The organism is Bradyrhizobium sp. JR3.5 (genome assembly GCF_054057015.1).
The window spans coordinates 1,220,724-1,232,820 of the sequence record NZ_JBSRYV010000001.1 but is presented as its reverse complement, the minus strand read 5'-3'; the positions used below and the strand labels follow the sequence as shown (position 1 = coordinate 1,232,820).

12 protein-coding genes and 2 pseudogenes are annotated in these 12,097 nt (G+C 63.0%); 3 read left to right on the top strand and 11 right to left on the bottom strand.

The window, feature by feature from the left end; translation table 11 throughout:
• Window positions 1-5 precede the first annotated feature (5 nt).
• From chrA to ACVWW1_RS06090, 8 genes and pseudogenes are all read right to left on the bottom strand, one after another.
• Window positions 6-1,190, bottom strand: a complete 1,185-nt coding sequence (gene chrA, locus ACVWW1_RS06125) for a chromate efflux transporter (protein ID WP_456655204.1) — start codon at window positions 1,188-1,190, stop codon at window positions 6-8.
• The gene (locus ACVWW1_RS06120) at window positions 1,190-1,378 is read right to left on the bottom strand and encodes a hypothetical protein (RefSeq protein WP_456655203.1); all 189 of its coding nucleotides are present in this window, start codon (window positions 1,376-1,378) and stop codon (window positions 1,190-1,192) included. Before ACVWW1_RS06120 ends, chrA begins: the two co-directional genes overlap by 1 nt.
• Before the next feature lie 220 nt (window positions 1,379-1,598).
• Window positions 1,599-1,778, bottom strand: coding sequence for a hypothetical protein (locus ACVWW1_RS06115; RefSeq protein WP_456655202.1), 180 nt, complete (start codon window positions 1,776-1,778; stop codon window positions 1,599-1,601).
• 22 nt (window positions 1,779-1,800) lie between these two features.
• Window positions 1,801-2,750, bottom strand: a pseudogene (locus tag ACVWW1_RS06110) (DUF1259 domain-containing protein).
• Window positions 2,751-2,819: 69 nt separating this feature from the next.
• The gene (locus ACVWW1_RS06105; protein ID WP_224924472.1) at window positions 2,820-3,161 is read right to left on the bottom strand and encodes a hypothetical protein; all 342 of its coding nucleotides are present in this window, start codon (window positions 3,159-3,161) and stop codon (window positions 2,820-2,822) included.
• 7 nt (window positions 3,162-3,168) lie between these two features.
• Window positions 3,169-3,402 (bottom strand): hypothetical protein, encoded by a 234-nt coding sequence (locus tag ACVWW1_RS06100; RefSeq protein WP_456655201.1) that lies wholly within the window; start codon window positions 3,400-3,402, stop codon window positions 3,169-3,171.
• A 48-nt stretch (window positions 3,403-3,450) separates the two neighbouring features.
• A pseudogene (locus tag ACVWW1_RS06095) lies at window positions 3,451-4,270 on the bottom strand (chromate resistance protein ChrB domain-containing protein).
• Window positions 4,271-4,517: 247 nt separating this feature from the next.
• Window positions 4,518-4,661 carry a hypothetical protein gene (locus ACVWW1_RS06090; protein WP_456655200.1) on the bottom strand — a complete coding sequence of 48 codons (144 nt, stop codon included), beginning with the start codon at window positions 4,659-4,661 and terminating at the stop codon, window positions 4,518-4,520.
• A 204-nt stretch (window positions 4,662-4,865) separates the two neighbouring features.
• Here ACVWW1_RS06090 and ACVWW1_RS06085 point away from each other — a divergent pair, with 204 nt between their 5' ends.
• Genes ACVWW1_RS06085 through ACVWW1_RS06075 form a run of 3 tightly spaced genes read left to right on the top strand, consistent with a single transcriptional unit; the run spans window position 4,866 to window position 7,300 of the window.
• Entirely contained in the window at window positions 4,866-5,897 is a 1,032-nt protein-coding gene (locus ACVWW1_RS06085) for a Cj0069 family protein (RefSeq protein ID WP_456655199.1), read from the top strand.
• 3 nt (window positions 5,898-5,900) lie between these two features.
• Window positions 5,901-6,497, top strand: a complete 597-nt coding sequence (locus ACVWW1_RS06080) for an ABC transporter ATP-binding protein (RefSeq protein WP_456655198.1) — start codon at window positions 5,901-5,903, stop codon at window positions 6,495-6,497.
• Entirely contained in the window at window positions 6,494-7,300 is an 807-nt protein-coding gene (locus tag ACVWW1_RS06075) for an ABC transporter permease (RefSeq protein ID WP_207830449.1), read from the top strand. The genes ACVWW1_RS06080 and ACVWW1_RS06075 overlap by 4 nt, the downstream gene beginning before the upstream one ends.
• 12 nt (window positions 7,301-7,312) lie before the next feature.
• Here the strand turns inward: ACVWW1_RS06075 and ACVWW1_RS06070 are convergent, their stop codons facing one another.
• From ACVWW1_RS06070 to ACVWW1_RS06060, 3 genes are read right to left on the bottom strand one after another with little or no spacing between them, the layout of a single operon-like run.
• Complete coding sequence (locus tag ACVWW1_RS06070) at window positions 7,313-10,552, bottom strand: efflux RND transporter permease subunit (protein ID WP_456655197.1); 3,240 nt, start codon at window positions 10,550-10,552, stop codon at window positions 7,313-7,315.
• Window position 10,553: 1 nt separating this feature from the next.
• Window positions 10,554-11,747: an efflux RND transporter periplasmic adaptor subunit gene (locus ACVWW1_RS06065; RefSeq protein WP_456655196.1), complete on the bottom strand. Its 1,194-nt coding sequence runs from the start codon at window positions 11,745-11,747 to the stop codon at window positions 10,554-10,556.
• A gap of 39 nt (window positions 11,748-11,786) precedes the next feature.
• On the bottom strand, window positions 11,787-12,065 hold the full coding sequence (locus ACVWW1_RS06060) for a metal-sensing transcriptional repressor (protein WP_456655195.1): 279 nt from the start codon (window positions 12,063-12,065) through the stop codon (window positions 11,787-11,789).
• Window positions 12,066-12,097 lie beyond the last annotated feature (32 nt).

Sequence of the window (12,097 nt, the reverse complement as noted above, 5' to 3'; positions counted from 1 at the left end):
GCCTCTCATTTCAGCTCGGTCAGCACCCATGCAGGCTGCAGGATCGGATAGGCGGCAAGCCCGACCACGGCGGTGACGACGATGAGCAAGGGATTGCTGACCTTCCAGCGGAACAGCACGGCGAGCGAGACGACGCCGATCAGCGCTGTCAGCCAGTCACCGATCGCGATCTTGCCGAGCAGGAAGCACGCGCCAAGAATCGTTCCGATTGCCGCTGCATAGGCGCCTTTCACAAAACCTTGCAGGTTCGGATTCTTGCGGTGCCGCGCCAGCAACGGGGCCACGATCAGAACGAGCAGGAATGACGGCAGGAAGATGCCGATGGTGGAAACCAGCGAGCCCCAGAATCCCGCGACGAGATAGCCGACGAAGGTTGCCGTGATCACGACCGGCCCGGGGCTCATCATGCCGATCGCGACAGCCACCAGGAACTCGCGCTCGTTGAGCCAGCCATATTGCTGCACCAACCCTTGCTCCAGAAAGGGAACTATCACGAGGCCGCTGCCGAAGGTCAGCGAACCCGCCTTGAGGAAGAACAACAACAGCTTCCCCAGCGTCGAGCCGGTCGCGACCGGCGCGGCTGCGGGCGCGGCCGCCGGGATCACCGCGAGCTGCAGGGCGACCGGAGATCGCCTGATGTTGCCGTAGTAGATGATGCCGACGATACCAGCGCCGATGAACAGCAACGCGACTTCGGCTTGCAGGATCACGGTGACGGCTAGACAGACCGCGGCGATCGCCCATTGCAGCCAGTTTTCCATGCCGAGCTTGGCCAGCCGGTAGCAGGAATGCAGGATCAGGGCGATCACCGCGGGGCTGACCCCATAGAAGATCGCGGTTACCGGCTGCAGGTTGCCGAGATGGACGTAAAGCGCGCCTAGCGCAGCCACGATGACGAAGTTCGGCAAGATGAAGGCCCAGCCGCCAGCCCACGCGCCCCAGAAGCCGCAGCGCAAATAGGCGATGAAGATGCCGACCTGGATCGCGAGCGGCCCGGGCAGCGATTGACAAATGGCGATGGTCTCGCGCATCTGCTCCTTGGTGAGCCACTTCTTTTCGTCGACCAGTTCGCGCTCCATCTGGCCGACCAACGCCACCGGTCCGCCGAAGCCGAGAAAGCCCAGGCGCAGGAAATAGCGTACCGTCTCGCCGATTTGTCCTCGCCCGGTGCTCGTTGTTGTCGTCGTCATCACTTGTCCCCGTTGCCGTGACACGCCGGCTGCAAAATCCCATCGAGCGCGCCGCCGAGCTCCACCGGCGTCAATTCGACCTGCTCGCCGCTCCTCGTCACCTGGAAGCAACCGTCGTCCGTCTCTCCGAGATACAGGCAAAGCTCGTCCCTCTCGACGATCCATTTGCCGACCTTCCTCACGCGCATCGAGAAGCTTCGCAGCGTGCCGTCCGGCTCATAGACAGGACGATAGTGAACCTCGTCTGTGAGCTGTTTTCGGCAAAGCCAGTTCTAATCTGCGTACCGTTCAGCTTCCGAGCGCCTGCGGCCGCGAAACAGCTGGCATCGAGGACAACCGAGCCCCCGACGCCGGTTGGCGAGTGCCGCGATGAGACATCTCGCAAGTAGGCTTTTCGGTACCCCGTTCTCACTTTTTACAGGACTTCATGCACATCTGATACTCGGACTTGCAGGTCGGTCCGGCATAATTCTTCATGCACGCCTTCTGTTGATCGGCGCAGACCTTGCAACTGGTATCGCCGACCGCAACGTCCATGCTCGCCAGAACTCCGACTGCAATCATGAACGAAATCGTGAATGTTCGCATCGTCTGATCCCCCTTTATCGCATCAGGTTTTTGTGCTTGCCGTCTTGTCGAGCGCAGCCCGCAGGCCCTTGGCGAGCTTGATGGCATCGTCATTGGCCCAGAAGTGCATGAAGAACAGCCGCGGCTGCTCGTCGAGCATGTGGCTATGCAGCGCGGTCACCTCGATGCCATGCGTGCGAAGCGCCGTGATCACCGGGTTGACCTCGTCGCCGGTCAGCACGAAATCACCAGTGATGGCTGCCTTGCCACCACCGGTCGGCTGGAAGTTGATGCCGGTCGCGACGCCCATCGCACCAACCGGGGTGAGCGGCATGCCGTTTTCCGAGATCGGGTCGCGCCGCTTTACGCCGAACTGATAGACGCCGCCATTGGCTTGCCCCTTGGCACCGATGATCTGATCGAGCTGTGCCGTATCCAGATCAACCGCGGGAGGCGGGCTTGCGGGAGGCGCACTCGTCAACGGTGTCTTGCTTTCGGCGAGTGCGTCACGGATTGTGGCGGCAATCTTGGCGGGATCGCCATGGCCGGCGACATGCATGTAGAAGGTTGCTGGACTCGCGCGCAGCAGGTGATTGTGGACCGCCGTGATCTCGAGTCCTCCCGCGATCATCTTGGCCATCACCGGATTGATCTCGGTCTCCAGCAGCACCAGATCGCCCATCACCATGACACCACCATGCGTCGGCTTGAACGCTACCCACCCGCGCCAAGAGCCAAAGCCGGCTTGATGGTGACGCCATCCAGGGTCACCGTGAGGTCAGAGCGCGCAAACCCATAGCGATGCACGTCGTCCGAGACGGCCGGCTTGCGGCCCAACGTTTCGTCGATCTTCCGCCAATCGACACTTTGAGCCCGTGCCGACGTGATGAAAGGCTCGCTGAATACTTTCCAGTCGAAGGTCTGCCCGATGGCAGTCGACGCAAACAGGCAGCAGCCGGCGCCAATAAAAGCCGAGATCGTGTTTCTTCGCATTGAATTGCTCCTTGAGGTGGTTCGGGAGCCGCGGCGCGTTCTCCGCGGCGGCGAAAAGCCCCCGCCTTCCTATTGCTTCGAGAGGCGCACGATGGTTCGTGCGCCGGAGATGGTTTGCACGGAAATCTCGACGGGGTCGCCAAAGCGGACCGCGTCGAAGATCAGGCCGTCCTGCACCTTGAAGAACTCCTCCCTGTCTTGAGACAGCCGTATCTCGATCGTGTTGCGGCCCTGGTCGATGCTGTCGACCACACCACGCAACGTTTCGGTCGCGGGCGGCCGAGTGATGGCTGCACCGAGGGTCAGGGTGGCAATCGAGTCATGTTCCACCAGCGGTTCGTTAGCCGGTGCCGACATAGCTGCTCCCGGCAGCAGGATAGCCGCACAGACGATCATCCTCAGTTTCATCATTGTGAACTCAATCCCGCTGCTTGATCTGGCCGCTGCTGTCGATGACGAGATGAACCTGCTTGCCATCCTTGATCGCCGTCGCAGTCATGCCCTCGGCGGTCGACTTGATGTCGCTGACCTTCGAGTAGCCCGCCGCCTCGATCTTGGCGACGAGCTCATCCTGGGTGAGCGCATAGGTGGGCGCGCTGCCGCTGGCGATGGTCAGCAGCAGCGCTGCAGACAAGACTGCTCGATTCCGCATGATCGTTCTCCTGGTTGTCCCTGCCCCAGGCGAAGTGATCGGCACCGGTCACGACCGCGCCTTGTTGGTCGGCAAGTTGTGCGTCTCCTTGGTCGCGTCGCGGCCCCAGCGGTAGAACGCGTCGTACAGCAGCATGCCAGCGCTCAACTGCTCGAGATCGTCGTCGAACATGCGCGACAGTCCGAGCGAAGCGGCGAGCAAACCGGGCGCTTCTGGAGAAAGTTCGAGCCGCGCCGTATCGGCGGCGCGCACCATCGTCGTCAGTCGTTCGAGTGCTGGCGTCGAAAGCCCGAACTCCTGAACCATCACATCGAAGGTGCAGAGATCACCGCGATGGCTCCAGAACACGTTCTCGATGTCGAACGGGGTCGCGCCGAAACGCTCGGCGACAGCCTCGACCTCCGACGCCGTCACATAGAGGAACTGGGCCGTTGGATCGACGAAGGGGCGAATCAGCCAAGGACAGGCGATGCGATCGATCTTGGGGCGCGACCGCGTGACCCAGACCGTACGGCCCCGCCCGTCGCGCTTCGGAATCTTGTCGGCCGGGACTGCGTGCAATTCCGCGGCAGCCCAGCCGCAGGTGTCCGCCTTCGAGAACTTCGGCAGCCACGCTGCCACAACGCAGCCAGGCGGCCGTCCCTTCGCTGAGCTTCTGGCCTTTGTTGCAGACGACGACCACGGATTGGCCAGTCATCCGAGAGGCCCAATGCTGCACATCGACGTGCGAATGGCGAACCGCGCCGGGGATCAGCCGCGGATCGGCGGCAAAATCTTCAGCGATGCGCACATCGATCAGCGTCGGCGCGTTCGCCGTGCCGATCAGCCGTGCCAATTTTTCAAAGGAGATCGAGGTATAAGATGACATGCTGCGCCCTTGGTGATCCAGGACGCGATTCTTGGGCATATCGCCTCGCGGGGAGATCGCACATCCCCGAACCTCGAATAAAAACCCTGACGGCGAGGCTGTCAACGGGGGGCTTTGTCAGGCTCGATCAAGCCCCTCGTCCAAGTGCGTCACAAAGAATTCATTCTGCCTTAGGAACCACCCCGAGAGCGGTCGCGCGTCATACGAACGCGCTCAATCTGAACCGTGGTGCGATTACGGCGCGGGCTCATTGGAGGTGCTGACGGAGCTTTTTAATGATCTCTCTAAGGTCCTTCGCGTACTCCTCGATAATCTTAAGAGCTTCCTCCAGCCGCGAAGGCTTAGGCTCGGGAATCTCGTTTTCTTGTCCTGGTTCGCCAGCCATTTTCATGGCTCACGATCCGACGTGGGCCGACGAAGTCCTTTTGCGCTGGATCAAGGGTCGACGGCACAGCAGCAGACATGGAATGAGCACCATTACCGCCGGCTTGAACCGTTAGAAGGATTTCCGTAGGATGTTTTAGAGGGGACAAGCAGACTCCCCGTGAGACTTCGGTCCAAGCTCTGCGCAGCACGCAACACGTGGAGCTTGCGCATGGACCCCGAACGACAGCCTTTTTCACCTTCAATAGCCATTCTCTCGCGAGGCGACGCCGCCGCGCGGCGGGATACGACCCCGCAGAACAGCCGCTTTGTCCACGTCTTCGAGGCGCTCGCCGCTGTGGGCATCGAAGCACGCCCGGCGATCTACGATGAAACTTTCGCCGAGGAGGTCCGCGAGCAGTTGCTCGCGGTGGACGGCGTACTCGTCTGGGTAAACCCAATTCAAGACGGTCGAAATCGCGCTGGCCTCGACGCCCTGCTGCGCGACGTCGCCGCCCGCGGCGTGTGGGTCAGCGCTCATCCGGACGTCATCCTCAAGATGGGTACCAAGGAGGTACTCTATCGTACCCGCCCGATGGGGTGGGGATGCGACACGGCGCTATATCAAACCGCCGAGGCGATGCGCGCCGAGTTGCCGACACGGCTCGCCGCCGGTCCACGCGTGATCAAGCGCAACCGGGGCAACGGTGGTCAAGGCGTCTGGAAGGTCGAGAGACTGCCGACCGCCCCCATGATCAGAGTGCTGGACGCGACCAAGGACGCGCCCGAGGAACTGACGCTGGATGATTTTCTCCGCCGCTGCGCTGAGTATTTCGAAAGCGGCAGCGTGATCGATCAACCGTTCCAGCCGCGCCTGAGCGAAGGCGTGGTGCGCTGCTACATGGCAGGCGATCGCTGCGCCGGCTTCGGCCATCACAAAGTCAAAGCCCTGGTCGACTCGCCGGCCGCGCGTTCCGAGGCCGGAGCGCGGCTCTACACGTCGAACGCAGATCCCCGCTTCCAGCGGCTGCGTCGGTTGATGGAGGACGAGTGGACGCCACAGTTAACCTCGCTGCTGGACATCGCGCGAGGTGACCTGCCCGCGATCTGGGACGCCGACTTCATGCTCGGCCCCGTCCAGGCAGACGGGAGCGACAGCTACGTGCTCGGCGAGATCAATGTCAGCTCGGTGCATCCCTACCCGGACGAGGCGCCGGCGGAGATCGCCAGGCGCGCTGCCGATCGGCTACAACTTAAGCTTTGACGCATGCTGACGGTCAGCGGACTCAAGCGCTTGCACATCTCCGTGTCCTTCGACTTGCAGGACGGCGAATGCGTCGCCTTGCAAGGGCCTTCTGGGGTCGGGAAGACTTTGCTGCTTCGCTCCATCGCAGACCTCGATCCCAACGAAGGGACGGTCGAGCTTGACGGAACGCTGAGAGAGGCGATGCCCGGCCCCGCCTGGCGAAAGCGAGTGACCTACCTCGCCGCCGAGCCCGGCTGGTGGTCCGACACCGTGCAAGAGCACTTCACGGCCTGGGGTGATGCCCTACCGCTGGTCACGCGCCTGGGGCTTCCGGACGACTGCGGACCATGGCCGATCCAAAGACTTTCGACCGGCGAGAGACAACGTTTGGGGCTTGTGCGGGCGCTCATGCTGCGATCGCGGGTGCTTCTGCTGGACGAGCCAACTTCGGCGCTCGACCCGGCATCCGCCGCCACCGTCGAATCCTTGATCACCGAACGCATTGCGAATGGAACGAGCGTCATCTGGAGCACCCACGACAACGCTCAAGCCCGCCGCGTCGGGTCAAGGATATTCGCGATGGGCCCCGACGGTAGCATCGAGGAAAGCCGGCCGTGACCTACATCCAGCTTTCGTACAGTGATCTGGCCCTACCCGCGCTCCTTGTCGCCATGGACGGCGTTCTCTCGCTTGTTCTCCGCCTCAAGCTTGAGAAACAACTGGCCATCGCGACCGTGCGCATGGTGGTTCAGCTCGTCCTCGTTGGATACGTGCTGACGTTCCTGTTTGCCGCGGTGTCGCCTCTTTGGACAGCCCTTGCAGCCATCATCATGGTTCTCTTCGCCTCGCGGGAAATCGTCGCGCGGCAGAAGCGGCGCCTTCCGGGCGTTTGGAAGTACGGTTTGGGCGCCGGATGCACACTTCTCGCCGCCGGTACCGTCACGATGTTCGCGCTCCTGACGGAACTACGCCCCGATCCTTGGTATCATCCGCGCTACGCGTTGCCTTTGCTGGGCATGATCCTGGGTAACACCATGACCGGAATAAGCCTGGGCTTGGACGTGCTGACAAATAGCCTCGTGCGGGAACGAGCCGCCGTAGAATCTTGTCTCGCACTCGGCGGCACTCGATACCAAGCCCTGCTGCCAATCATACGGGACGCGTTGAGAAGCGGTTTCATGCCGATCATGAACAGCATGGCGGCGATCGGCCTCGTTTCCTTGCCGGGGATGATGACTGGCCAGATTCTCGCGGGCGTCGAACCGGTTGATGCGGTAAAATATCAATTGCTAATCATGTTCCTGATTGCCGGCGGGACCGGGCTGGGAACGCTGGCCGCCGTCCTGGGTGGGGCGCACCTGATGACCGATCATCGGCACCGGCTACGTCTCGATCGAATTGCAGCAGAAAGGTCAGAATAACCAAGCTACCAATCATTCGGCCGCCCGTTGCATGCCGTTTCCTTCATTGGCTCGCTTGAGCACCGTCTGCCTGGCGAACCTAGCATAGAGTGCCGGCAATACCACAAGCGTCAATACCGTCGCGGTCAGCAGCCCGCCGATCACGACGGTGGCAAGCGGCTTCTGCACCTCGGCACCCGTCCCGGTGGCCAACGCCATCGGCGCGAAGCCAAGCGACGCGACCAGCGCGGTCATCACGACCGGACGGAAGCGCGTCAAGGCCCCCTCGCGGATCGCCCGAGCAATAGGCGCGCCGCCATCGATCAGCGACCGAGTCTGGGTCAACATGACCAGACCGTTGAGCACCGCGACGCCCGACAAGGCGATGAAGCCGACTGCAGCGGATATAGAGAACGGCATACCGCGCAGCCATAGCGCGGCGATTCCGCCGGTGAGCGCAAGCGGCACGGCGCTGAAGACTAGAAGCGCATCCCGCGCCGACCCCAGGGCCCCGAAGAGAAGCACGAAGATCATAGCGAAGCATGCTGGGACGACGATGGCGAGCCGCTGGCGCGCGACCGAGAAGTTCTCGAACTGTCCGCCCCAAGCCAGATAACTCCCCGGCGGCAGCTTCACCTGTTCCGCGACCCTCGCCTGTGCTTCAGAGACCAGCGATCCGATGTCCCGGCCGCGGACCTCGGCGGTGGTGACGACGCGCCGCTTGCCGTTCTCGCGGCTGATCTGGTTGGCCCCTTCCGTTTGCTCGAACGTTGCGACGGCGCTCAGGGGCACGGTCGCCGCCGGCGCATTCGGATTCGAATGCGGCAATGGCACCGGCAGGCTTTCCAGTGCGGAGATGTCGCTACGCAGTGCGTCGTTCAACCGGACCACTATGTGGAAGCGCCGGTCGCCCTCGAACACCAGTCCCGCTGTGCGGCCGCCGACAGCGGTCTCGACCAGATCCTGGATGTCTGCGAGATTGAGGCCGCGCCGCGCGATCTCGGCCTTGTCGATCCGGATCTCCAGGAACGGTAGCCCGCTGGTCTCCTCCACTTTCACGCTTTCGGCACCATCGATCTTTCTCAGGACGTCCGCGATGCGGGATGCCGTCCGCTGCATCTCCGAGAAGTCGTCGCCGAACACCTTGACGCCGAGGTCCTCGCGGACCCCTGCGATGAGCTCGTTAAAGCGCATCTCGATCGGCTGCGAGAATCCCACCTTGTTGCCGGGAAGCTTGGTCGCCTCTGCCTCGATCTCCCGAATGAGATCGTCCTTGGTCATCGACGGATCGGGCCATTCGCTTTGCGGCTTGACGATGATGTAGGTATCAGATGCGCTCGGCGGCATCGGATCGGCCGCCAGGTCCGGCGTACCGGTGCGCGAGAATACGAACGCCACCTGTGGGAATTTGCTGATTACCTTCTCGATCTCGAGCTGCATGGCCTGGGCTTGGGCGAGCGCCGTGCTCGGCACGCGCTTCACCTCCATGACGATGTTCTTTTCGTCGAGCGTCGGCGTGAATTCCTGCCCCAGGCGCGAGAACACGGCGAGCGAGGCTGCGAAGAGGACGGCTGCCGAGGCAACGACCAGGCCGGGATTTGCGATGCTTCGCGACAGGATCGGTGCATAGACGTCCTTCAGCTGGCGGACGAGGAGGTTCTCGCTCTCCCTCACCGGCCTGGTCAGGGCGATCGCGGTCGCCGCTGGAACGAAGGTCAGCGAGATCACGAAGGCCGTGGCCAGCGCGATCATCACCGTCAGGGCCATCGGCTCGAACGTCTTGCCTTCCACGCCGGTAAAGGCGAGCAGCGGCACGTAGACGATGATGATGATGAGCTGGCCGTAGACTGTCGGTCGGATCATCTCAATCGCGGATTCCGTGACCGTCTTGAGGCGTTCGTCGCGCGTCAGGGCGCGCCCCAAGGCGATCTGACGCTCGGCGAGGTGCCTGAGGCTGTTCTCGCAGACGATCACGGCGCCGTCGACGATCAAGCCGAAGTCGAGCGCCCCAAGGCTCATCAGGTTCGCGCTGACTTGCCCACGCAGCATGCCCGTCGCGGTCATTAGCATCGTGATTGGAATGACGCAGGCGGTGATCAGGGCTGCCCGGAAGTTGCCCAGCATCAGGAACAGCACGGCGATCACCAGCAGCGCGCCTTCGGCGAGATTGGTCGCGACCGTGTGGATCGTGGCGTCAACGAGCTGCGTCCGGTTCAGCACGGTGCGGGCCTGGATGCCCGGCGGCAGCGTCTTGCCGATCTCCTTGATCTTGGCGTCCGCTGCGGCGGCGACGGTACGGCTGTTCCCACCGATCAGCATCAGGGCCGTCCCAAGCACGACCTCGCGCCCGTCGACGCTGGCGCTGCCCGTTCTCAACTCCTTGCCGATGGTGACGTCGGCAACGTCCTTGATCCGCACTGGCACTCCATTGCGGGTTGAGACCACGATCTGTCCGATGTCCTCGACGTTCTCGACACGTCCGGCGGCGCGGACGACGTACCCCTCACCGTTCTGCTCAATGTAGTTGGCGCCCCTGCTGGCGTTGTTGGCTTGGATCGCCTCAATGACTTGCTTGAAGGAGAGGCCGTAGCCAACGAGCTTCGCAGGATCAGGCTGCACCTGATACTGCTTGACGAAACCGCCGATCGCGTCCGCGCCCGCCACACCGGGCACCGTCTTCATCTGCGGACGGACGAGCCAGTCCTGCACGGTCCGCAGGTAAACTGTCCGGCGGAAGTCGTCCGCTAATCTCTCGCCCTCCGGCGTGAGGTAGGTGCCGTCGGTCTGCCAGCCGGGCTCGCCATCACGGATGGGCGCGGTGGCGCCGGGCTTTTCGTATTCGACGGCCCACCAATAAATCTCGCCGAGACCCGTCGAGACTGGTCCCATCTTCACCTCAACCCCCGGAGGAAATGAGGATTTGGCATCGTTGATGCGCTCGGCAACGAGTTGCCGCGCGAAGTAAATGTTCGTTCCGTCGACGAAGACGACGGTCACCTGCGCGAACCCATTCCGCGAGAAGGAGCGCGTCGACTCCAGGCCGGGTATGCCGGCCAGCGCCGTCTCCAGAGTGACGGTGACCTGCTTCTCGATCTCGACCGGCGTGAGCGCCGGCGCCACCGCGTTGACCTGTACCTGGACGTTGGTTACGTCGGGGACCGCGTCGATCGGCAGCCTGGTCAGCGACCACAGGCCGGACGCGGCAGCGACCAGCACTACCAGCAGAACCAGCCAGCGACGCCTGACGGAGAAATCGACGATGCGCGCGATCATCTTACTCCTCGTCGCCCGGCTTGGAGAGTTCCGCCTTCAACGGGAAGGTGTTCGAGGCCGCGATCGTTTCGCCGGCGGAAAGCCCGGACATGACCTCGACGATCCCGTCGTCGCGACGACCGAGCGCGACGTCACGCTTTTCGAACCCCTCCGGCGTTCGCACGAACACGACCTTGCGTCCATCCACCGTCTGCACGGCGGCCGCCGGGACTGCCACCGGGACTTGGCGCGAATCTACTGCGATCGCCGCCGTCACGAACGATCCGGGACGCCACACGCGATCCGGATTGTCCAGGGCGGCGACAACGCGCGCGGACCGAGTTTCCTTGTCCAGCAGCGGGCTGACGAAGATGATCTTGCCCATACCTGCGCTGCTTCCGCTACGGATCGACACGGCGACGCTCTGCCCTTCCCGGACCGCCGGTAGGTCGGACGAGTTGACCGTCATCTCGATCCAGACTCGGCTGAGGTCGATGATGACGAAGAGCTCGGTCTCGAGATTATCCCGCCCCACTGCGGTCCCGAGTTCAACCTTGCGCTCCACAACCCGTCCGGAGATCGGCGCACGGACGTTCTGGAGCCTCAGCGTCCCTTCGGGCGCCTGCGGAATCGCGGCAATCTCGCTTTCGTCGCCCCCCAGAGCGAGCAGCTTTTGCCGAGCGATGTCGAGACGCATCGCCGTCTGCGACGCTGCGTTGCGCGACTTGATGTATTGCTGCTCGGGTATCGCCTTGCTCTCCCAGGCCGCCTTGTCGCGGGCCGCCAGGTCCTGCTGCAAGTCCTTCGACAGTCGGGCGGCCATGTATTCGCTCTTTGCATCAGCGACTTCGCGGCTCTCCAGCGCTCCGAGAACTTGGCCTTTCTCGACCTCGTCGCCGATGTTCTTGCGCAGCTCGGCAACGGTTCCCGACAGCTTCACCGACACGTGCGCAACGCGATCGGCGTCCGGCGCGATCACAGCCGGGACAGACAGACGCATGGCAAGCGTCGCAGGGACAGACTTGGCCTGCTCGATCTTTGCCAGCGCGATCCGCTCTTCGTCCATCCGGATGACGGGCTTACGCTCCTCCGCCGGCGGCTTGGCTCGCTGCGGCGGCTCCGCCGAGGCGATGTCCGCCGTCTTGCGCAGCGCCGACACGCCCGGCCCCCTGACCGCGAATGCCCCCACCACGACCATGGCGACCAGCCCGAGCATCCATATGAACTTTCGAGAAAACATTGGCCGGCTTCCAGATCAGAGGTAGCGTGAGATCGCCTTAAATTCGGCGAGCACGGTCTTAGTGGGCTTCGAGCCGCCGTTGGCCACGACGTCGAGACAGTTGTCGACGTGATCGTGAATGAGCGTCCGCTTCGCTTCCGTGATCGCCTTCTCGACCGCGTGAAGCTGTTGTGCCAGATCCAGACACGAGCGGCCGTCGTCGAACATCTCGATGACGCGGCGAAGGTGGCCCTCCGCGCGCTTCAAGCGCTTGACGATCTGGCCATGGCTTTCGTGGACGTGCTGTTTCGTCATTCGACCATCCTATCCCCTGGGAAGGGATACTC